Genomic DNA, 21,578 nt, shown 5'->3' with positions numbered 1-21,578 from the left:
CCTCCTTAAATCATCTAAAAATCATCAAAATTCCGATTACGCACATTAAAATCGCGCAAAAAATCTCTAAATATCGCAAATGTGTTTTAAGCAAATTTTTCAAAATCGTTCCGCCAAGCGAATACACGCTAAGCGCGATAATCTCGCTTAGACACATTACGCCGATTAAGCCGAAATTATAATAACCCAAAATTTGGTTAGCATCGATAAATTTAGGATAAATCGCGGCGAAAAATATCCATGCTTTGGGATTTGTCGTAGAAATCACAAAGCCTTGCGCGAATAAATTTTTCTCTATTTTTTGCTCTTTTTCTTCAAATTTTCCGTTGCTTCTAAAAAGCGAAATTCCAAGATATAAAATGTAAATTCCGCCCAAAACCTTGATCACAAAAAGTGCGCTTGGGTGCGTTATCAAAAGCCCAGCAATGCCCAAAATGCAAGCAAGCGAAACGAGCGCAATGCCGATAGTTTGGGCTATGAGCGCAGGAAGCGAGCGCGCGTATCCATGCGACATGCCTAAATTTAGCGCATAAATCATATTAATGCCCGGCATTAGCGAAATCGGAAACATTGTAAGAAAAAATAAAATCATAAATTTCTATCCAAAAATTCCATACACAAAGACGACCGCTATGATTAGTGGTAGCACGAAGCGCACATACACTAGCCAAATTTTGGCTAAACCTGCGCCTTGTTTGCCGCCGTTCGTGAGCTCATACACGGCGTCATCGCCTAGCACCCAGCCCACATAAAGGCTACACATCAAGGCTGTTAGGACAAAGAAAATATTTGCGCTCACGAAGTCAAACGCGTCAAATATCGAGCGAGAGAGAATTTGCACATCGCCCAAGATATTGCTTGAAAGTATGCAAGGGATATTTCCTAGCACAAAAATGGCCAAAAGCACGATATTTGTGGATTTTATGGTGGTGAGGTTGAATTTTTCCTCGACATAATTTATCAAAACCTGATAAATCGTAAGCGATGTGGTAAGTGCTGCGATGAGCAGTATCGACAAAAACACGACGCCGATTAGATTGCCAAATGGCATATACGAAAACGCGATAGGCAGGGATTCGAACACTAGCCTCGTGCCCTTTGTAGGTTCTAAGCCCACAGAAAAGAGCGCAGGGAAAATCATAAATCCCGCAAGCACCGCAATTATCGTGTTTATCACGGCTGTGAGTGTGGCGGTTTGGATTAAATTTTCTTCTTTGTCTAAAAAGCTAGAAAGGGTAATCATAACGCCAAATCCCAAAGATAGGGCGAAAAATACCTGCCCTAGCACATCGATTAGAAGCTTTGGCGTGATTTTGGCAAAATCGATACTAAGGTAAAACCCCACGCCCGCTGTCGCGCTAGGCAGGGTCAAATTCGTAACAATAACCGCGATAAAACACAAAAAAAGTGCCGGCATGAGAAATTTGACAAATTTTTCGATTCCATCTATTATGCCCTTTTTTAGGATATACCAGTTAATGCTGACGAAAATAAATGTGTAAATTCCAATCCAAAGCGGGTTGTTTTCGATATTTGCGTTGTAGAAATTTTCCGTAAATTTTGGGTCTGTTATCGGGGCGGAGAGATTGAAATTTCCATTGATTATGTTGATAATGTATGTCAGAACCCAGCCGCCAAGTACCATATAATAAGCCAAAATTCCAAACGCGCCAATTAGCCCCATAATGCCTACGATTTTCCATTTTTGCGAGATTTTCTCGCCATTAAGTTTTGGCACACCAAAGGCATCGACTGAATTTCTTAGCGCCCTGCGCCCGATGACATTTTCGACCAAAATCATTGGAATTCCAAGCGCAATCATCGCTACGCAAAATACAAAAACATACGCCCCACCGCCGTTTTCGCCGACTAAATACGGGAAACGCCAGGTGCAACCAAAGCCGATTGTTGCGCCTGCGACGGTTAGGATATAGGTGAGTTTGTTACTCCAAGTTTGACGCTCCATTAGAACTCTTCTTTTTTAAGTTTTGCTAAAAAGTCCTCGATATCGTATTTGGCGCGGTATGTATCGCTCATAAGATGCACGATTATATCGCCCAAATCGACCACACTCCAATCATCGCCTTCTTCAATCGCCAAAAATTCCTCGCCAGCTGGTTTGAGAGTGGTTTTCATCTCTTCAATCAGCGAGTATGCGTGGCGACCGGTAAAGGTCGTGGCGATGACTACAAATTTAGCTATGTATTCTTTCTCGCTCATGTCGATGATTTGGGGATTTTCGGCCTTTTTTTCGCTTAGGATATGAGCGATTTTTTCGGCTCTTTGTCTTACTTCTTGCATTTTTTTCCTTTATAAAAATTTATTACTTCATCTTTGATTTGCGCTGGAATTTCGCCCTTTAAGCTAGCACGAAAAGATGAGGAAGAGATTTTAACATTAATATTAATTTTTGGCAAATTCGCCCATTTTGTGGGGATACTTGCGCCCTCTCTGGTGGCGATCACGAAGCAAACCAAATCTCGCAACTGCTCGAAATTTTGCCATTTTTCAAGTTCGGCGAGATTGTCTGCGCCGATGATGAGGTAAATTTGGCTAGGGTTAAATTTTTGCTTTAAAAATTTCACGCTTTCAATAGTCGCAACCTTGCGGTTTTGCGAGATTTCGTAATCGCTAATAAGGATATTTTCGCGCTCACCCCAAAGGCTTTGACACCATTTTAGGCGCAGGCTTGGAGGGGCTGTGAATTCGGACTTAAACGGATTTATAAAAGTCGGCATAATCACTAGCAAATCGGCTAAATTTGCGCTTAGGGCCTCTTTTACTATCGCGTCGTGTCCGGCATGAGGCGGATCGAAACTCCCGCCAAAAAGTGCGATTTTCACTATTATCCTTAAACTTTTGCCTTAAAATTTGGCGCGATTATAGCGTTTTGTGCTTTATAAAGGGGTTAAATTTTAATAAATTTGATTTGAAATTCAATAGGTGGTGTCCCTGGCGAGATTCGAACTCACGGCCTCAAAATTAGGAATTTTGCGCTCTATCCAGCTGAGCTACAAGGACAAAATCGGTGAAATTAATCACCGATTATGTTCATAACATCATCTAGCTTGCGTTGTAAATCTGAATAATCGATTGGCTTAGTCATAAAGTCATACGCGCCTTTATTTAAAGCCTCTCTTTTTGCAGTTTCATCTGTGGTCAAAACTATTACAGGAATATGTGCGATATGCTCCCTAGAATGCAAGTTATCTAAAAATTCTAAGCCGTTCATTACAGGCATAACAATGTCAAGTAGGACTAAATCCACTGGCTCTGCCTCTAATACGGCCAATCCGTCCAAGCCGTTTTTGGCTTGGAGGATTGTGGTAAATTTACCATATTTTTTTATCATAACTTCTAATAGTTTCAAATTTATAAGGTCATCATCAATCATCAAAACTTTTAATTCTTTCATCAACTATCCCTTATATATATTTTTGCGCAAGTTTTTCTAGGCCAGATTTAGTGATATTGTAAGTAACAACTTCGCTAAATGCAGGGTTCTCGTCGTTGTCGTTAGAGAACAATACTAGATTTGTATTTGGCGCTTTTTGGTGTAGATTTTCTAGGGCAGCGAAATCGATACCAGCTAGTTTTTTATCTATCAATACCAATTTGTAGCTATCGTTAGTTGCCATAGAAATTAGTTGCTCAAAATTTGCAGCCATATCAACATCTTTGTATTGGTGTTTCAAAATGCTTGCGAAAATTTTGCTTTCCATGACATTTGCTTTACAAATCAAGACATCTTTTGCTTTTACAGCTTGTGCTACTGGCTCATTAACGATAGTTTTCTTAGGAACTTGTTTCATTATCGTTTTAGGTACTTTCACGGTTTTTAAAATAGTTTTTGGAACTTGGCGTTTTACAAGTTTTTTGACTATTTGTTTGACTGTGCCACCAGCAGGAGCCGCGTCAGAGCGTTTGTCACCGATAAAGTCATTAAGCATATTAGCCAAAATGTCTTTTTTGATCGGTTTTGTACAATACTCATCTAAGCCAGCTGCCATAAATTTCTCTCTATCGCCTTTTAGCGCGTTAGCTGTAACGGCTACGATTGGGATATGGCGTAGGTTGTTATCTGCTTCGTATTGTTTGATTTGTTTTGTTGCTTCGATACCGTCCATTACAGGCATTGAAATATCCATAAAAATCAAATCATACTCTTCGCCTGATTTTCTAGCTTCTAGTGCCAACAAGCCGTTTTCTACGATCGTTAAATCCATTTCGAAGCTGTTTAATGTGTGCTTCATAAGTTTTTGGTTAATTTCATTATCTTCTGCGATTAGAATTTTAGCAGCGTATTTGCGATTAACCATAGGAACATTGTCATCGTTTGGATTGTGCTCAGCAGGAACTTCAACTTCCTCTTCGACTTCAACTTCCTCTTCAACCATAATTGTCTCTTCTTGTTGAACTTCCTCGTAGATTGTAACAGGAACTTCGATGATTTCTTCGATTACTCTTTGTTTAGTAGCTGCTGCGGCAGGAGCGACTGTTTCTACCACTGGCTCGACTACTTTTTCTACGACTGGCTCAACTACTTGTTCTACTACTTGTTCTACAACCGCAGCAACTGGCTCGACTACTGGCTCAGGCTCTACGACCGGTTCTACCACAGGAGCGCTAACTTCTACGCTTGGAGCTTCTACTTTGATCTCAGGAGTTTGAATTGCTACTTCTGGCTCGCTGATTTGAGCTTCGATATCTGAAATTTCAATCTCTTGGCTTTCTGCTTCTACAACCGGTGCCACAACCGGCTCTTCAATTGTAATCTCAGGGATTTCTACCTCGACATTTGGTGTTTCAGGGATATCAAGAGTGATATCAGAAATATCAGTTCTAATCTCTGGGATTTCAGGCTCGATGCTTACGCTAGGTTCTACAACTGGCTCTGAGATTGCAGGCTCTGGTGTAGATACGAAGCTTGCTTCGCTAGCTGTGCCTCTGTGTCTGTTTTGTAAAATTGCACGCAATTCATCTGCTGATGAGCTAGATGGTTTTGGTTCTTCTACTTTTGGTTCTTCTATTTTTGGCTCTTCTACGGCTAGTGGAGCTTCTTCCATAATCATCTCTTCTGCAACTATCGGAGTTTCTACGATAGGGCTTTCCTCGACGATTGGCGATTCATCAAGAGTGATATCTGGGATAATTGGTGATTCATCAGCGATAGCAGATAGGCTAGGCTCCTCTACTACTGGCGCTGCCGCTGCTGCCGCTGCTGGTCTAGCTTTTAATGAACCAGATTTTTGAATTTTGTCTATTGTTTTGCCTAGTTTTGATAAGTTCACTGGCTCAGATAGAGTGAAAATTCTAGGGTTTGTAATGCTAATACTTTGTAACTCTTTTGGTTTTAGAGTTAGGATTGTAGGTAAAATCGTAGTATTGCTTACATCGCCATAGTTTTTAAATCTAGTAATCAACGCGTCAAAAGAGTTATTGTTTTGTGCAGAGCGAAGTTGCGCGCTTGAATTAAAGACTGAAATTTTTGCACCTAGATTATTTACATATCTCTTAACGACATCGCTATACATTACATCGTTAGGATCTGCTAGAAGTGCGAAATTTAAGCCACTGATGTGAGCAAACATCTCTTCTGCGTCTGATTTTTGAGTCTCTTTAAGTGGTAGAGTAAAGAAGAATTTCGTTCCTTTACCAACTGTTGATTTAACTTGCAACTTACCACCCATCATCGCAACATATTTAGATGAAATGGTTAGACCAAGACCGGTTCCGCCGTATTTTCTAGTGATTGTAGAATCAGCTTGTGAGAAGGCGTTAAATACATTTGCTAGTTTATCCTCAGAGATACCGATACCTGTATCTTCGACGCTAAATGTTACGATAGCTTCGCCAGGGTTTTTCTCTTCTTCTCTGACGATATTAACAGCAATGCTACCTTGCTCTGGTGTAAATTTAACGGCATTTGACATAAGGTTGATAAGAACTTCTTTAATCTTAGTAATATCGCCGTATAGGTGATGAACCAGCGTAGGGTCAATGTAAAGCAAGATATCGATGTTTTTCTCAGCAGCTTTCGCAGCGTAGATCTCAACAGCACTTTCGAAATCTTGAATTGGGTTGAATAAAATATCCTCAATCTCAACTTTATTGCTTTCGATTTTAGAAACATCAAGAATGTTATTAATAATGGTTAGAAGGTTTTCAGATGATTTTTCGATTGTATCGACATAATCGCGTTTTTCTTCGTCCAAATCTGTGTTTTTGAGCAACTCTGTAAATCCAATAATACCATTAAGCGGAGTTCTAATCTCGTGTGACATATTCGCAAGGAAGATAGATTTCGCTTTGTTAGCATCCTCGGCTTCTGCTTTTTGCAAGGCAATGAAGTCGATCGCGTCCTCGATAAGCGAGTAGGCTTTGTCGATACCGTCAGCTGTGTTGATATCGAATTGCTCGTTGTTGTTAGAAAGCTCACCAACTCTACCAAGAACCCTTCCAAGGTCGTTGATGTTTCTGTTAATGCGTCTAACGACGGCGATTGAGAAACCAACTAGGATAAGTGATAGCAAGAACGCAGCAGCAGCGAAAATCAATGTTTGAAGTTGTTGCGCTGAGTGAGTATCAACACGCTCATGTAGTGCGTTAGAAGTCATTTTAACAGCTTCGTCTAGCATTGCATATTTTTTAGATTGGATACTAAACCACTCGTTAAATGGAATATCATACTCGCCAGTTGCTAATTGAGTTTCAATCGTTCTCATTGCATTTTGTGCATTTTCGGCGATTTGCTCATTTTCAGGTTTAGCGAAATACTCTTCTAGCTCGCCTTTGATAGCGATATCTTCACCAGTAGCAGCATAGTGAGTAGCGATGACTAGGTCAGGCATTTCTGATGTCCATGCGTGCTCTTTCCAGTGATCAATCTCTTCCCTAGGAAGTGGGCTACCTGAGATGATGTATTCGATACTAACATCGCGAACCGCAGCTGTTCCAGAGATCGTGTCATACATGTTTGCAAGAGTAAGCGATAGAGTACCAACATCGGCTGAATACAAGTTTTCGTTGATAGTATCACGGAAGGCAGTCATTTGCTCGTCAAATTTATCATAATACTCATCGAATAACTCAACGAATACTTTGTCACGATTGTCAATGCTTTTTCTAACCTCAGGAAGTCTGCCAATCAAATTTGTAATTTGATCAATCGCAGCAGATTGTGCCTCTGAGTGCTCGATGAAAAGTTGGTGAAGAGCATTGTCTTGTTCGTGTGTTTGAGCGTGATAGTCAAGGAAATCTTGCCATGCTTTATCAGTTTTGGCGCGTTGTGTTTTAAGAACAGAGCCAAGACCGACATTGTTACCGCTACCTAGATACGCCGCTGTGATACCACGCTCTTTGGCAAACTCCTCGTAGAAGTCATACAAAGCAGCTGAGATATCGACTTTATGCTTGAGGTTTTCGTTGATTTTATACAACCTCGCAGCATCATACAAATACCAAGACGCAACGACAAAAATGATTAAAAGTGGAACCCACGCAACCATTTTAAGAGCGCTAGAAGTATTTAGTCTCATAAAACATCCTTCGTATTTTGCAAAATGCAAAAAAGTGAAATTTCAACCTCAAAATAAGCTTTACAAAGAAAAATGAAAACTGTATTTCAAAGATTTAATCTCGGATTTTACTCTAAAAATCTTTAAAGGTAGCTTTGTTTGGCTGTTTTATGGGCGGAATTTGAATAATTTTTCAGCAAAATTTTGTCCGATTAAGCTTTTTATTTCATCAAAATTTGCCAAATATATATTTTCAAAACTTCCGTAAAAATCTAAAAGTTTTTTGATTTTGCCTTGCGTCAGCCCCAAATTTAGGAGTTTTGAGCTATTTAAGTCATTTTTGCGTTTTGTTTTTTGATGAAATGAGATCGCAAATCTGTGTGCCTCGTCCCTTAATTTTTGGAAAAATTGTAATTTTTTATCGTTTGGTTGGAGTGCAAAAATTCCATTATTTGTGCAAATTTTATCCTTTGCAGATCCTTTGGCGCGGTGAGCTTTGGCGCCTAATTTTTCCTTTGAAATCGCGATTACATCGACATTTGCTCCCACGCTCGAAATAATGTCGTAAGCTAAATTTAACAAAACTTCGCCACCGTCAATCACCCACAAATCAGGCGCGCCAAGCTCGTCAAATTTAAGCGCACGCGAGGTGAGATATTCCTTCATTTGGTCGTAGTCGTTGTTTGAGCTTAGGTGTTTGTGGCGATAATTTTCTTTGAAAAACTCGCCCTCTTTATAGCAGACCATTGCCCCTACTGGCGCACTTCCGAACATGTGCGAGTTATCAAAAATTTCGATATTTACAGGCAAATTTTGCAAGCCAAAATAATCTTTCAATTCTGCTAAAAATCCGTAATCATGCGTTTTGAGATATTTTTTTATGTTTATTTGGCAGTTTTGGTAGGCGATTTCGCAAATTTTGCGTTTTTCTCCGATTTTCGGGACGATAATGCTAAAATTTCTGCCATGCCTGCTGGCTAAAATTTCGCTCACAAGCGCCTTGTCGTCAAATTCAGCGTAGCAATAAATTTTAGAGCATGCTACGGGCGAACCCCCTGGAAATGCGCTTAAAATGAGCTGTTTGTAGCCGTTTTTTGCGTCGTCATCGTTTGCGTTTTTTAGGTGAGAAATGTGATAGTTCGAGGCCGAAATTTTGCCCTCTCTCACGCTAAAATGCACAGCACAAATCAAATTTGCCTCCCCAGCAATCGCAAATACTTCAAAATCATCTAGCTTTGCTAAATCCACCTCGACTTTGATATTCATTTGTTTTAAAATTTCGATTTTATCGCGCATGCTGGCAGCTTCTTCGAAATTTTCATTTTCGGCAAATTTAAGCATTAGCGAGCTTAGATACGGCACCATTTTTTGCGGATTTTTGAGCGAATTTAACGCTTCTTCAACTATTTTTTTATATTCGCTACTTGAAATTTTGCCCTCGCACGGGGCTTTACAGCGGCCAATCTGAGCAAACAGGCAGGCTTTTTTGTCTTTGATACAATTTTTTTTCTGCACGAGCGGAAATTTCATATAAAGCGTCTCTAAAATTTCCTTTGCGCCGTGAAAATACGGTCCGAAATAGCGAATATTCGCCCCTTTTATCACCTTGCGCGTGATTTCAAAGCGCGGAAATTCGTCGTTTAAATTTATATAGATATAAGGGTAAGTTTTATCGTCGCGCAAAAGGATATTATATTTGGGTTTGAGCTGTTTGATAAAGGAATTTTCCAAAATCAGCGCGTCGCTCTCGCTTGGGGTGATGATGTATTCTAAATGCACAGCTTCGCTTATCATTTTTGCGATTCGAGCGCCAAGGCGTGGGCTTGGAGCGAGCGTGGGAGTGAAGCTAAAATAGCTTTTGACGCGGTTTTTTAGCACCTTTGCCTTGCCCACATAGAGCAATTTCCCGTCTGCGCCGAAATACTGATAAATGCCGGGATTAGCGGGTAGGGATTTGATTTCGTCGATTAGCAATGATAATCTCTCTTATTTCTTCAAAAATTTTATGAATTTTTTCATCTTTGATATTGTTTGTGAATTTGCCCTGTGATTTTTCTGCCACGCGCACATCGCTACTACTTGCCTTTTTTTGTGCGAGTTCTTGCTTGCGCTTTTTGCTCATTGTTTTGGTAGCGACGAAAATTTTCACATCCATATCAGGGTGAAATTCGCCAAATTTATGCACGCTGGCAAAGATTTTTAATATATCTTTTATCAGTTTTATACTACTATCTCGTTTTAGCTCTTGAAGTCCTGCTGGGTGCTTCACAGCTATCATCAAAATGTCATTTTTGGTGTAGATAAAGGCTATGATTTTTTGCCAGTTTTTGGGCAAAATTTTAATAAAACTCTCTCTGGCACGAAATTTGGCGTATAAAGGACTATTTTTCACATGTGCAATGATTTGTTTAATACTTTTAGTTTCCATAAGTTGATTTTAGCATTTTTTATTTTAGGTTTGCTTAGTGGGTGCGGATACAAAGCCGATCCGTTTTATAGCACAGACTCAAATTCGAGCAAGGTAACCAAATAATGGCTAAATTTAGTTATAATCAGTGAAATTTTAATGAAGGGAAAATATGCAAACAGCTGACATTTTAGTTTTGGATTTTGGTTCGCAATACACGCAACTTATCGCGCGTAGGCTTCGCGAACAAGGTGTTTATACAGAGCTCATACCATTTGATGCTTCAATCGAGCAAATTTTGGCGAAAAACCCAAAAGGCTTGATTTTAAGCGGTGGGCCAGCGAGCGTGTATGCGAAGGACGCTTATTTTTGTGATGAGAAAATTTTTGATTTAGGTTTGCCTATACTTGGGATTTGCTATGGTATGCAGCTAATCGCGCAGCATTTCGGCGCCTCTGTCGTGCCAGCAGCGAAAAAAGAATTTGGCAAAGCAAGCCTAAAACTACTTCGTTCAAACAAGCTTTTTAACGGCGTGAGCGATAACTCGACCGTGTGGATGAGCCACTCGGACAAGGTCGCTAGCCTGCCAGAGGATTTCGAGGTTTTGGCGTGTTCGGACGAGAGCGAGTGGTGCGTGTTTGGCAATGATGCGAAGAAAATTTACGCATTGCAATTCCACCCAGAGGTGCAACACAGCGAGTTTGGAGATCAAATTTTAAAGAATTTTGCAAAAGAGATTTGCGGGTTAAGTAGCACTTGGAATATGGGAAGCTTCGCAAAAGAGCAAATCGCAAAAATAAAAGCAAAAGTAGGCAATGACAAAGTCCTTTGTGCCGTAAGTGGTGGCGTGGATAGCTCTGTGGTGGCAGCTCTGCTTGCTCATGCGGTGCCAGAGAATTTAATCGTAGTTTTTGTAGATAACGGACTTCTTCGCACAAATGAAGCAAAGCAAGTCGAAGAGATGTTTAAACTCAAACTTGGCGTGAATTTAATCAGCGTCGATGCGAGCGAGCTGTTTTTAAGCCGACTAAAAGGCGTAACTGAACCTGAGAAAAAGCGCAAAATCATCGGCGAGACTTTTATCGAAGTTTTTGATAGGGAAGCCAAAAAATTTGAAAATGTAAAATATCTAGCACAAGGCACACTTTATACCGATGTGATCGAAAGCTCTCCAAGCGGGGCAAGTAAGACGATAAAAAGCCATCACAATGTAGGCGGTCTGCCTGAGTGGATGAAATTTGAGCTAATCGAGCCGTTAAGAGAGATTTTCAAAGACGAAGTGCGCCAACTTGGGCTTGAACTTGGGCTTTCGCGAGATGTCGTTTTCCGCCACCCTTTCCCGGGACCGGGCCTTGCGATTCGCATTATGGGCGAAGTAAATACGCCAAATTTAGAGCTACTTCGCAAAGCAGATGTGATTTTAAGAGAAGAGCTAAAATCAAGCGGTTGGTATGATAAAACTTGGCAAGCATTTTGCGTGTTATTAAATGTCCGAAGTGTCGGCGTCATGGGCGATAACCGCACTTATGAAAATGCAGTTTGTATCCGCGTAGTCGATGCGAGCGATGGCATGACGGCTAGTTTTTCGCGTCTTCCTTATGACCTGCTAGAAAACTGCTCACGCCGCATTATAAATGAAGTTGAGGGCATAAATAGAGTAGTTTATGATATTTCGTCCAAACCGCCTGCGACCATCGAGTGGGAGTAATTTTTAATTTGACGGGCGTTTTGCCCGTCTTTTTATTTTTTTCGCAAATTTAATCTCAAAATAAACGCCAAATCAAATTTATCCACAAATGCCATTGTAAGGCGAGTGGAGAGTTTTGTTTTATTTTTTAGCATTTTTCGTGCAGTGATGAAAAACGGCGTTTTGCTTAAAATTTCACACTCGCACTTACTAGCAAATTCGTCCCTGTTTTGCACGAAAAACTCCATTTTAGCCATATTTTCGCCAAAGCGCCCAACATAAAAATTCGCGCATCTTATACCAAATTTTGTCGTAGCGTCAAAAATAAGCTCGGAATTTTTAAAATTTGCCTTTAAATTTGCGATTAAATTTAATATTTTTGTCTCGGTAAAATACATAAAAACGCCGTTTGCGACAAAAATCGTAGGCAAGCTTTTATCAAAATTTTCGCTCCATTTCATATCAAACAAATCGCTAGAAATCAGAGTTTCATTATCATTTTGTGGGAGTAAATTTTGCCTAAATTCGATAACTTCTGCCAAATCAACGCCGTAAAATTTCGCCCCATTTTTGCCAAAACGAAACGCCAAAGTCTCCAAGCCGCAGCCCAAATTTACGACATTGCAAACGCCGTGCGTGGCAATGAAATCCTTTATTATAATGTCGGTTTCATAGTATCTTGCAGCAGAAGCCAAAGACTCGTATTCGGACGAAATTTTTAGGAATTTTTGCGGGATTTTATCTTCAAATTTCATCGCAGTTTCATCGTAAAAATACTGCTTGAAATTTTTACTTGCATGAATTCTTGCAATCAACGGAATAAATAGCGTATTTGCGATTTTATTTTGCATAAATATCCTTTTTACGGGATTTTCTAAATTTCAATAACGATATATTTTATCAAAAAATGCTTAAATTTCTCAGTCCAATGTGTTTTTGTAGGCTTTTAGCGTCAGGGCGGTGATTACAAGCACGATTAGGCAAAGCGGGGCAAGGTTTGGCAAAACATCGGCAAATTGCGCGTTTTTTAGCATTATCGCGCGACAAATTCGCAAAAAATATGTCAGTGGAAAACACTGTCCCAAAAACTGCGCCCAGCTTGGCATGCCTAAAAATGGGAACATAAACCCGCTTAATAGCATTGATGGAAGCATTACGAAAACCGACATTTGCAGTGCTTGGGTCTGGTTTTTGGCGATTGTCGATATCAAAAATCCTAATGCCAAATTGCAAACAATGAAAATAAACGAACAGAAAAAAAGCAGTGCCAAAGAGCCTAAAATAGGCACTTCAAAGAGAAATTTCGCCATTATGATTATGAGAGAGGTTTGCACAATGCCGATGAAAACAAACGGCGTGATTTTGCCAATCATCACTTCGAGCGGGGTTACTGGCATGGAGAGCAGATTTTCCATCGTGCCTAGCTCGCGCTCCCTCGTCAGCGATAGTGCCGTCATCATAACGCCGGTAAAAATCAAAACCATGCCGATTAGCCCAGGGATTATGTTATATCTCGTAAATCCCTCCGGGTTGAAATTTCGGTGAAGCAGAATTTCAAATGGCGGATTTTTGGTGCGCAGATGAGCCAGATTTCCTTTAAATTCTTTATTTATCACGCTTTGGCTGACCCCAGAAATCGCGCTTATAGCCGACGATACAGCCACTGGATCGCTAGCGTCTGCTTGAAGCAAAATTTTAGGATTTTCAGCGCGGATTATACCCTTGGTAAAATTTTCGCCTATATTTAGCACGAACAAAACTTTTCCCTGTTTTAGGAGCTTTTCGCCAGTTTTGTCATCTGAGATTTCGGCGACTATCCTAAAATAGCCCGAATTTTCAAGCCCACTTACAATGCTTCTGCTAAGCGGCGAATTGTCCCTGCAATTAAGCGCCATGGGCAGGTTTTTGGGGTCCATATTTATGGCGTAACCAAACATCAAAAGCCAAATTATCGGGATCGCCACGACCATGCCAAATGTGGTTTTATCGCGCCTTAGCTGAATTAGTTCTTTTTTGACGAGGGCTTTTATGCGCGCTAGCTTCATTTAAGCGCCTTTTTTAGGTAATACACGAAGGCGTCTTCTAGCAAAACCTCGCTTTTTTGCCACGAAAGTTCGTGCTTAAATTTATAGGTTTGCAGGATTTTTTCTAGCCTTTGCTCATCTTCGCCACAAATTCGCAAACTCTCTCCAAACATCGCTGTGGTGGTGATTTAGTCCATGTTTTGCAAAATTTGCGCCAAATTTGCCAAATTTATTCCGCCAAGTATAAACGAAAAAAGCCCAGTTTGCCTAGCGACGCTTTTTGGCGTGCCTTTGACGACGATTTTGCCATTTGCGATATAGACCAACTCATCGCAACGCTCAGCCTCGTCCATATAGTGCGTGCTCACAAGTGTGGTAATTCCCTCGTCCCTGAGCCTGCCAAGCTCGTCCCAAAACTCGCGCCTAGCCTTTGGATCGACGCCTGCCGTGGGCTCATCAAGCAACAAAATTTCAGGCTTGTGCAGTATGCAAGCACTAAGCGCAAGTCTTTGTTTCCAACCGCCAGAAAGTCCCCTGCTTAGCTGATTTTGTCTATCCATAAGGCCTAAGTTTGCAAGTGTTTCGTCGATGATTATTTTCGAATTTGGGATTTGATAAATTTTGGCTACGAATTCTAAATTTTCCCTTATCGTCAAATCTTCCCAAAAGCTGAATTTTTGGGTCATGTAGCCGACTTTTTCGCGGATTTTATCGCTTTGGCTCAAAACATCGTATCCTAAAACCTGACCTTTTGCGCTATCTGGGGTCAAAAGTCCGCAAATTAGCCTGATTGTCGTGGTTTTGCCGCTGCCATTGGGACCCAAAAATCCATAAATTTTGCCACGCGGGACTTGAAGCGAGATATTTTTTATGACCTCTTTGCCGCCGAAACTTTTTCTTAGCTCGCTAACATCGATTGCAAATTCGCTCATTTTATTCTCACGCTAACGCCCAAACCCGGCTTAAATTCGGTGTTTGGCGCAAAGGTCGCTTCGAGCATAAAGACCATTTTTTCTCTGCTTGCGACGCTGTAAATCACGGGCGGAGTAAATTCAACGCTTGGCGAGATATACGAGATCACAGCTGGTTTTTCGCCCTCGCAGCCGTCGCACGAAACTCCGATTTCATCGCCGATTTTGAGCTTTGCAAGGATTTTTTGTGGCACAAAAAATCTGACCTTGATATTTTGCGGTTCTAAAATCGATAAAACCGGGCTATTTGCGCCGACAAATTCGCCTTTTTTGAAATAAATATCGTAAATTTGACCGCTGTGTTGCGAGACGGCTGTGTTTTTGGCAAAGATTAATTTTGTTTTTTCTAAATTTTGCTCAGCAATGGCGATATTTGTTTTTGCGATTTCGATTTCATCGTCCCTTGCGCCAAGGTTAGCTGTTTGTAACACTGCCTCAAATTCCGCAACTTTGGCTTTTGCAGTGTCGAAATTCGCAGATTTTTGGTCGAATTCGGATTTGCTTATGGTGTTTGATTTGAAAAGATTTTGCGCTCTAAAAAACTCTTTTTGTGCGTTTTCGAGTGCGATTTTAGCGGAATTTAACTGGGCATTGAGGGCAGAGATTTCGCTTTGTCTTTTGCCTTTGATTAAATTTTCGTAGTTTGATTTTGCCTTAATTACCTCGTTTTGGGCGATTTTGACATTTGCTTCGCCAAGAGCCTTATCTACGCAAAAAAGTTTATCTTCTGGCGAAATTTCTTGCCCTTTTTGGACATAAATTTCATCTAAAATCCCAGAATTATACGGCGAAATATAGGTAAATTCAGCCTCTATGTAGCCATTTAGTAGCTCTTGCGAGTTAGCAAACGAAAAAAAGAAAATTAGCAAAAAGAAATTTTTCATAAAATACCCAAAAATTGAAATCTGGCGATTATATCAAAAGAAAAATAAAATTTATATAGGTTTTAAGCCAAACACTTTAAGGATTAAAAATTATGTGGATAAAAAAGTGGTGTCCTGCGTTGGATTCGAACCAACGGCCCCCTCATTAAAAGTGAGATGCTCTACCGACTGAGCTAGCAAGACACGGATTGTAAAGTAAGTGGCGCGATGGATGGGGCTCGAACCCACGACCTCCGCCGTGACAGGGCGGCATTCTAACCAGCTGAACTACCATCGCACAAGTGGTGGTCGCTATAAGACTCGAACTTATGACATCCACCTTGTAAGGGTGGCGCTCTACCAACTGAGCTAAGCGACCATTTATTAAAAATGAAGTGTGATTATATATCGATTGATATTAAATTTCGCTTAAATTGGAGAAAAAAATCGAATTTTTTGCTATACTCACGCAAAGCTAAATTTAATAAGAAAGAGTTATGAGAAATTTTATACTGATTTTATTTTTTTCATTACGATTGTTTGGGTATTCGCACGCAGATATTACAAATTCCATCGCGTATGTCGCCACAAACGAGGGTGTCAAACCCGAAATTTTATACACAATCGTAAAAATCGAAAGCGATTTTAACCCCTTTGCGATTTCATTTCTCACAAATAAAGCAAACGCTGATTATTTCGCCACCCTAAGCAGTCCAAATGCGCGAATTCGCACTAGCAATTACAGCCTAAATCGCTCCAAATGGGTCGTGGCGATCCACCCCATAAACGAAGCCTACGCAATCCAAATCGCAAAAGAACTCTACGAGGACGGCTTTCCTATCGATGTGGGACTTGGGCAGTTAAATGCCGTAAATTTCGACAAAAGCGAGATTGATTATATCTTCAATCCCGTTTATAATCTCACAAAATGCGCCAAAATCCTGCGCAAATGCTGGAACGCCAAAAATAAAAACATAAAAGACACAATCGAGTGCTATAATTACGGTATGCGCAAACGCTACTCCAACCCCTACTACAAGCGATTTTACGAGCATTACGAGAAGATGTTTGGCAAGCCGTATTAAGATTAATTATTAATTAAATTTGGTTAAAATAGCCAAAATTTAAACAAAGGATAGAAAATGATTTTAATCGCAGGACCTTGCGTCATCGAAAGCAAAGAGCTAATTTTCGCGGTGGCTGAGAAGCTTCGCAAATTTCACGAAATGGACGGGATCGATTTTTATTTTAAAAGCAGTTTTGATAAGGCAAACCGCACGAGCATTTCGAGCTTTCGCGGTCCGGGGCTTAAAAAGGGCTGCGAAATACTAGCCGAAGTGAAGGAAAAATTTGGATTTAAAATCCTAACCGATATCCACGAAAGCACCCAAGCTGCGCCTGTGGCGGAGGTCGCTGACGCTTTGCAAATCCCGGCATTTTTGTGCCGTCAAACTGATTTGCTCGTAGCCGCTGCTAAAACAAAAGCGGTAGTAAATATCAAAAAAGGGCAATTTCTCGCACCGCAGGCGATGAATCACAGCGTGAAAAAAGTCCTTGAAACGCGTGGCGTAAAAAGCTCAGGTTACGAGGCTGCCAAAGAAAACGGCGTGTGGCTGTGCGAAAGGGGAAGCACCTTTGGATACGGAAATCTCGTCGTAGATATGCGAAGTTTCCCGATAATGCGTGAGTTCGCGCCCGTGATTTTCGACGCGACACACAGCGTGCAAATGCCAAGTGCAAACGGCGCCACAAGTGGCGGAGACGCGAGATTTGTGCCATATCTAGCGCGCGCAGCTGCTAGCGTGGGGGTCGATGGGTTTTTCTACGAAACTCACTTAAATCCGTGCGAAGCCTTGTGCGATGGGCCAAATATGCTAAATTTGAACGAATTAGAAAAAAATATTAATGAAATTTTGGCGATTAAAAGGGCTTTGAATTTTGAAATTTAAAGGGGCTGTAATGTCTAAAACAATTTATATATTTTATATACTTTTTGCGATTTTTTTGAGTGGTTGTGGTGCAAAAGGCGCGAAATTTGAGCATTTTGTCGAACCGCAAAATAATAATGCCGTAGTTTATGTTTATAGACAAACAAGTGCCATGGGGGCGTTGGTGCGCACTACGGCTTACTATGATAATGGAGATGGCGCGAAAGAAATCGGCACGATAAGCAACGGGGCGTATGCAAAAGTCGAAATTCCTGCAAATATACAAACGAAAATTTATGTTGGTATCCCTGAGTGGGGCGAAACAATCGTGGCAAAAGTAGGAGAGACTTTATGTTTCAAATATGGTTTAAAAGAAAATGGCACTGTTTTCAATGGATATACCTATGCGCCGATTTACACGGCGTTTCTTTATAGGGTAGATTTGCAAACTTGCAAAAAAGAGATTGTAGAGACGCAACTACACAGCAAATAGCTAAATTTTGGCAAATTTCGCCTTTAAATTTGCCGAAATTTTTAATTTTATTTAGAGTAAAAGCAAAATTTAGCAAAAAAATAGTATAATTCATATTTTTTGAGCTTTTCGTCTAGCGGCCCAGGACGCTACATTCTCAGTGTAGAAACGCGTGGTTCAAATCCCGCAAGGCTCGCCATTTGCGCTAAATAATCCGTTTTCGCCCAATGTGTAAATTTTATCCGCCACGGCACCTATAAATTTCTCGTCATGGCTTACGATAATCTCGCTAAGATCGAGGTTTTTGAGGATTTTTGCGACGCGCGATTGCATAGCAAAATCAAGCCCAGTCGTGGGCTCATCGAGCAAAACTATCTCAGGCTCGCACACGATCACCCCAGCAAGTGCTACGAGTTTTTTCTCGCCGCCGCTTAGATGATATGGCACGGCGTCCCTTAAATGCGAGATTCCAAAGCGTTGCAAAATCTCATCAACTTGGATTTTTATCTCGTCTTCGCTTAAAATTTTTCGTGGTTTTATGTGGTGATTGTGCGGTGTGGTGAAAATTTCGCTGGAATTTTCGCTGACATTTTCCCCTAAATTTCCGCCCGAATTTTTGCGGAAAAATTTTAAAATTTTAGCCTTTTTTGCGCCCTCATTTTGTCCCTTTTTTATCGCTTCGTTTCGCGCCCTAAGCCCAAATGCGACATCGTCAAAGACATTGGCGCAGATGAATTGCTCGTCGGAGTTTTGAAACAAAAACCCGATATTTTGGCGAAATTTCGCAAACTCTTTGACGCTAGAAATTTTTTCGTGAAAAATCTCGATCTCTCCGCCACTAGGCGCCCTTAACCCGCACAAAATCTCCAAAAGCGTGGTTTTTCCGCGACCATTTTCGCCCAAGATTACGATTTTTTCCTTGTGCGCGACATCTAAATTTAGCCCCGCAAAAAGGGCTCTCTCGCCCATTTTCGCGCTTAAATTTCTAAGTTTTACCGAACAGCTCAAATCATCTCTCCAAGCCTTGCAAAAAGGCAAATTAATACAAAAAATAAAAATCCGATTTCAAGTGCGCCAAATTTCTCTTTGGCGAAGAAAAATTTCCCGCTAAACCCGCGCGTAATCAGGGCATTTTGCAAATTTTCTGCCCTGCCTAACGCCCCTAAAATCAGTAGCGCGACGCAGTTTGCGTAGGTTTTGTAGCTAAAAATCGAACTTTTCGCCCTAAATCCACGCACCAAAAGCACGGTTTTTTGGCGTTCTAACTCAGCGCGCAAAAATGCGATAAATTTCACGCAAAAATAAAAAATAGATGAAATTTTATCCCCAAGCCCTAAATTTCGCACCCCACGCGCCAAAAAATACTCGTCCCGCTTCCAAAAAATCAAAATCGCAAAAAGCATAATCAAATTTGCTCGAAAAAACACAAGCAGTGCAAAGTGCGAATTTTGCGCTATTAGCGCGCTTAGTATCATAAAAAATACAAAAATATTTAAAATCGCAAGTTTTTTAAAAATCTCTTTAAAATCGGCGAAATTTAGCGCCAAAAGAGCCAAAACTGGCAAAAAATAGCTAAGATAAATTTTGCCCCCAAGTGCGACAAAAAAGCTATAAATCACAAAGCAAAGTAGGCTAATTGCGGCGTTTTGGCAGGGGTTAAAAGTTTTGATTTTTGATCCTTATTTGCGTTTTTTTATGGCGTAGAGTGCGCCAAAAATCGCGAAAATTATAGCCAAACTAAGCGCAAAATTTAATAAATTTTGGTTTGATGAATTTTTTGGTTCGAGCGAATTTTGCAAAATTTCGCTCGAATTTTGATCTAAATTTTGGCTTTGCAAATTTTGCGAATTTTCACCTAAATTTTCCACTTTGAAATTTATTTTTTTCGCATGACCTGCGCCGCCGTAAATTTCGATTTCGTATTCCCCAGCGCCCAAATTTAGGCTTAAAACGCCAGTTTTATCGGTTTTTGATTCCAGTAATACTGCGCCGTTTTGGCTGATTTTCACATCGCAGTTTTGGCAGGGCGAATTGCCATAAAAAAAGCTTTTTATGCGCACATTTTCCCCGTCTTGGCTGGCGAAAACTTTGAGCGAGTGAGCCGGGGCAGTATTCGCCAAAGCTAACGCAAACAGCGCAAAAATGAGCCTTTTCATAGCAAAATTTCCTTTTTTACCCGCACGATAAATTTCAGCGCAAACAGCGCGATAATCCCCTCCAAAACCGCCAAAACTGCCGATTCTAGCGAGATTAGCGTGATGATTGTGTAAAATTCCTTGCCACTAGCAAAAAGGATTAAATCCAAAAGTAGCGTCGAGATGAGTATCGGCACCGCTCCTGCTAGGAAAAACGCCGTCGTGGCGGGCATTTTGGCGCCTCCCCACGCACGCACAAACACTGCGCCCAAAACGGCTGGAAAGCCGATGATTGCGGTATTTACGCCCAAAATCGTAATCCCACCAAATCCAAAGAAAACCCCTTGGAGCATGAGCCCCACAAATATCGCTAAAATCGCGTCAGCACCCAATACTGCGCCGATTAATCCGCCCAAAATCAAATGCACGGAGCTTGCGCCCACTGGCAAATGGATAAACGAGGCGATGAAAAAAATCGCGCTCATACACGCTACTTGCGGGATTTTCTCTACTTTTAAGCGGTATGCGAGATACGCCACCACGGGCGCACTTATCGCCCAGCCTGATATTAAAATTTCGCTTGGTAAAACGCCTTCGCTAATGTGCATTTAATGTCCTAAATTTCGTAATTTTAAATGAAATTTCGCTCAAATTTGAGCTAAATTTATGGGCAAAATTTGCGCCAAATTTCTCGCTTAAATTCATACTAAATTTCGCTCTAAATTTTACGCTGAATTTCACGCGCAAATCCCTATTTTTCGTAGTCTTTGGTCTGCACCCAAAGCACCGCGCCAAGCTCGACGCCATATTCCTTGCCCTCGTGCGCGATTTTTTCGTCATCGTCGATTAAGGCCGCAAAGCCCCAATGCCCAGATAAAGGCATCGTAAAGCAAAATTCCCCGTTTGCATTAGTCTTTACAACCTGCGTGATATGGTCCTCGCTAGGGGCTTTTAGGGCGGATTTGTTGTAGTATTCGACCTCGACTTCTACGCCCTTAGCTGGGGCATTTTTGTATAATACTGTCCCGCAAAACGAGTTTCCCGCATATAGTCCAAATGGGCGCGTAAGTGGCACGATTTCGGCTTTTAGCCCCACTGGCTCGTCCCAGCCATCGCCGTATCCGTAAGCGTCGATTATGGTTTTACTTTGGTGGCGGATAAATTTTCCCTCGGCTGGTTCGAAATATGGCTTTGGATCGAAATAAAATTGATAAACGCCCGGTTCTTTTACCTCAAATTCGGCTGTGAAATAAGCGTTTTCGCCATCTTTTTGCGCTTTTAAATTTTGCAAAAACGGCTTTTTCTCGCCATTTATCCAAATTTCAGCCACATTTGGAATTTCTAAATTCATGCGATTTTGTTCGAAAGGGTGAGTGAATTCATAAACTAAATTTAGCTTGTTTTTGGCTTCGTCTTCGATAGTATCACTATCTGCCAAAACTACGCCAAAGTGCGCAAATGACGCAGTTGCAGCGCAGGTTAGAAGGGATAAAATTTTAAATTTCATATTCGCTCCTTGTGAAAAATTTCGGTTTCGTAATATTACAGAATTTAGCTTAAAATAACACTAAAAA

Annotated in this window: 23 protein-coding genes and 5 tRNA genes; 5 read left to right on the top strand and 23 right to left on the bottom strand. The window is 40.9% G+C overall.

Annotated features, from left to right (window positions below; translation table 11 throughout):
• Nucleotides 1–10 precede the first annotated feature (10 nt).
• From OFN98_RS04530 to OFN98_RS04490, 9 genes are all read right to left on the bottom strand, one after another.
• Nucleotides 11–592: a LysE family translocator gene (locus tag OFN98_RS04530; protein WP_270859676.1), complete on the bottom strand. Its 582-nt coding sequence runs from the start codon at nt 590–592 to the stop codon at nt 11–13.
• 6 nt (nt 593–598) lie between these two features.
• Complete coding sequence (locus OFN98_RS04525) at nt 599–1,966, bottom strand: sodium-dependent transporter (RefSeq protein WP_270862138.1); 1,368 nt, start codon at nt 1,964–1,966, stop codon at nt 599–601.
• The gene (gene rsfS / locus OFN98_RS04520; protein ID WP_270859674.1) at nt 1,966–2,301 is read right to left on the bottom strand and encodes a ribosome silencing factor; all 336 of its coding nucleotides are present in this window, start codon (nt 2,299–2,301) and stop codon (nt 1,966–1,968) included. Before rsfS ends, OFN98_RS04525 begins: the two co-directional genes overlap by 1 nt.
• On the bottom strand, nt 2,289–2,843 hold the full coding sequence (nadD, locus tag OFN98_RS04515; protein ID WP_270866716.1) for a nicotinate (nicotinamide) nucleotide adenylyltransferase: 555 nt from the start codon (nt 2,841–2,843) through the stop codon (nt 2,289–2,291). Before nadD ends, rsfS begins: the two co-directional genes overlap by 13 nt.
• Nucleotides 2,844–2,944: 101 nt before the next feature.
• A tRNA-Arg gene (locus OFN98_RS04510) sits at nt 2,945–3,021 on the bottom strand.
• A 13-nt stretch (nt 3,022–3,034) separates the two neighbouring features.
• The gene (locus OFN98_RS04505) at nt 3,035–3,415 is read right to left on the bottom strand and encodes a response regulator (RefSeq protein ID WP_270859672.1); all 381 of its coding nucleotides are present in this window, start codon (nt 3,413–3,415) and stop codon (nt 3,035–3,037) included.
• Nucleotides 3,416–3,425: 10 nt separating this feature from the next.
• Nucleotides 3,426–7,538 carry an ATP-binding protein gene (locus tag OFN98_RS04500; protein ID WP_270876628.1) on the bottom strand — a complete coding sequence of 1,371 codons (4,113 nt, stop codon included), beginning with the start codon at nt 7,536–7,538 and terminating at the stop codon, nt 3,426–3,428.
• A gap of 147 nt (nt 7,539–7,685) precedes the next feature.
• A complete protein-coding gene (gene uvrC, locus OFN98_RS04495) occupies nt 7,686–9,491 on the bottom strand; it encodes an excinuclease ABC subunit UvrC (protein ID WP_270874214.1) in 1,806 nt (601 codons plus the stop codon).
• Nucleotides 9,457–9,945 carry a hypothetical protein gene (locus tag OFN98_RS04490; RefSeq protein ID WP_270873833.1) on the bottom strand — a complete coding sequence of 163 codons (489 nt, stop codon included), beginning with the start codon at nt 9,943–9,945 and terminating at the stop codon, nt 9,457–9,459. Before OFN98_RS04490 ends, uvrC begins: the two co-directional genes overlap by 35 nt.
• 151 nt (nt 9,946–10,096) lie before the next feature.
• On the opposite strand from OFN98_RS04490, the gene guaA reads away from it, so the two are divergent.
• A complete protein-coding gene (guaA, locus tag OFN98_RS04485) occupies nt 10,097–11,632 on the top strand; it encodes a glutamine-hydrolyzing GMP synthase (protein WP_270874213.1) in 1,536 nt (511 codons plus the stop codon).
• 32 nt (nt 11,633–11,664) lie between these two features.
• Here guaA and OFN98_RS04480 read toward each other — a convergent pair whose 3' ends face one another.
• The 8 genes from OFN98_RS04480 to OFN98_RS04445 all read right to left on the bottom strand — a co-directional run bounded on the left by OFN98_RS04480 (nt 11,665) and on the right by OFN98_RS04445 (nt 15,848).
• Entirely contained in the window at nt 11,665–12,462 is a 798-nt protein-coding gene (locus OFN98_RS04480; RefSeq protein ID WP_270874212.1) for a class I SAM-dependent methyltransferase, read from the bottom strand.
• 69 nt (nt 12,463–12,531) lie between these two features.
• Complete coding sequence (locus OFN98_RS04475) at nt 12,532–13,656, bottom strand: ABC transporter permease (RefSeq protein ID WP_270874211.1); 1,125 nt, start codon at nt 13,654–13,656, stop codon at nt 12,532–12,534.
• The gene (locus tag OFN98_RS04470; protein ID WP_270874210.1) at nt 13,653–13,793 is read right to left on the bottom strand and encodes a hypothetical protein; all 141 of its coding nucleotides are present in this window, start codon (nt 13,791–13,793) and stop codon (nt 13,653–13,655) included. Before OFN98_RS04470 ends, OFN98_RS04475 begins: the two co-directional genes overlap by 4 nt.
• 30 nt (nt 13,794–13,823) lie before the next feature.
• Nucleotides 13,824–14,567: an ABC transporter ATP-binding protein gene (locus OFN98_RS04465; protein WP_270874209.1), complete on the bottom strand. Its 744-nt coding sequence runs from the start codon at nt 14,565–14,567 to the stop codon at nt 13,824–13,826.
• Nucleotides 14,564–15,490, bottom strand: a complete 927-nt coding sequence (locus OFN98_RS04460; RefSeq protein ID WP_270874208.1) for an HlyD family secretion protein — start codon at nt 15,488–15,490, stop codon at nt 14,564–14,566. Before OFN98_RS04460 ends, OFN98_RS04465 begins: the two co-directional genes overlap by 4 nt.
• A gap of 107 nt (nt 15,491–15,597) precedes the next feature.
• Nucleotides 15,598–15,673: transfer RNA gene (locus tag OFN98_RS04455), tRNA-Lys, on the bottom strand.
• Nucleotides 15,674–15,690: 17 nt separating this feature from the next.
• Nucleotides 15,691–15,767, bottom strand: a tRNA-Asp gene (locus tag OFN98_RS04450).
• A 5-nt stretch (nt 15,768–15,772) separates the two neighbouring features.
• A tRNA-Val gene (locus OFN98_RS04445) sits at nt 15,773–15,848 on the bottom strand.
• Nucleotides 15,849–15,966: 118 nt separating this feature from the next.
• Here OFN98_RS04445 and OFN98_RS04440 point away from each other — a divergent pair.
• The 4 genes from OFN98_RS04440 to OFN98_RS04425 all read left to right on the top strand — a co-directional run bounded on the left by OFN98_RS04440 (nt 15,967) and on the right by OFN98_RS04425 (nt 18,068).
• Nucleotides 15,967–16,554 carry a transglycosylase SLT domain-containing protein gene (locus OFN98_RS04440; protein WP_270865254.1) on the top strand — a complete coding sequence of 196 codons (588 nt, stop codon included), beginning with the start codon at nt 15,967–15,969 and terminating at the stop codon, nt 16,552–16,554.
• A 57-nt stretch (nt 16,555–16,611) separates the two neighbouring features.
• Nucleotides 16,612–17,418: a 3-deoxy-8-phosphooctulonate synthase gene (gene kdsA, locus OFN98_RS04435; RefSeq protein WP_270874207.1), complete on the top strand. Its 807-nt coding sequence runs from the start codon at nt 16,612–16,614 to the stop codon at nt 17,416–17,418.
• Between the two features lie 10 nt (nt 17,419–17,428).
• Nucleotides 17,429–17,890: a hypothetical protein gene (locus OFN98_RS04430; protein WP_270874206.1), complete on the top strand. Its 462-nt coding sequence runs from the start codon at nt 17,429–17,431 to the stop codon at nt 17,888–17,890.
• Between the two features lie 101 nt (nt 17,891–17,991).
• Nucleotides 17,992–18,068 (top strand) — tRNA-Glu (locus OFN98_RS04425).
• Here the strand turns inward: OFN98_RS04425 and OFN98_RS04420 are convergent.
• The 6 genes from OFN98_RS04420 to OFN98_RS04395 are packed head-to-tail and all read right to left on the bottom strand — an operon-like array spanning nt 18,047 to nt 21,511.
• On the bottom strand, nt 18,047–18,838 hold the full coding sequence (locus OFN98_RS04420; protein ID WP_270874205.1) for an energy-coupling factor ABC transporter ATP-binding protein: 792 nt from the start codon (nt 18,836–18,838) through the stop codon (nt 18,047–18,049). The genes OFN98_RS04425 and OFN98_RS04420 overlap by 22 nt on opposite strands.
• Nucleotides 18,839–18,873: 35 nt before the next feature.
• Complete coding sequence (locus OFN98_RS04415) at nt 18,874–19,506, bottom strand: energy-coupling factor transporter transmembrane component T (RefSeq protein ID WP_270862235.1); 633 nt, start codon at nt 19,504–19,506, stop codon at nt 18,874–18,876.
• 42 nt (nt 19,507–19,548) lie between these two features.
• Nucleotides 19,549–20,025 (bottom strand): hypothetical protein, encoded by a 477-nt coding sequence (locus OFN98_RS04410; protein WP_270874204.1) that lies wholly within the window; start codon nt 20,023–20,025, stop codon nt 19,549–19,551.
• A complete protein-coding gene (cbiM, locus tag OFN98_RS04405) occupies nt 20,022–20,612 on the bottom strand; it encodes a cobalt transporter CbiM (protein WP_270874203.1) in 591 nt (196 codons plus the stop codon). The genes OFN98_RS04410 and cbiM overlap by 4 nt, the downstream gene beginning before the upstream one ends.
• On the bottom strand, nt 20,602–20,745 hold the full coding sequence (locus tag OFN98_RS04400; RefSeq protein WP_270874202.1) for a hypothetical protein: 144 nt from the start codon (nt 20,743–20,745) through the stop codon (nt 20,602–20,604). Before OFN98_RS04400 ends, cbiM begins: the two co-directional genes overlap by 11 nt.
• 10 nt (nt 20,746–20,755) lie before the next feature.
• Complete coding sequence (locus OFN98_RS04395) at nt 20,756–21,511, bottom strand: DUF4198 domain-containing protein (RefSeq protein ID WP_270874201.1); 756 nt, start codon at nt 21,509–21,511, stop codon at nt 20,756–20,758.
• Nucleotides 21,512–21,578 lie beyond the last annotated feature (67 nt).

The sequence above is a fragment of the Campylobacter sp. JMF_15 NE4 genome (assembly GCF_027737645.1).
In the GTDB taxonomy this organism is placed as follows: Bacteria; Campylobacterota; Campylobacteria; order Campylobacterales; family Campylobacteraceae; genus Campylobacter_B.
The sequence above is the reverse complement of the archived record's forward strand: the minus strand, read 5'-3'. Positions and strand labels throughout refer to the sequence as shown.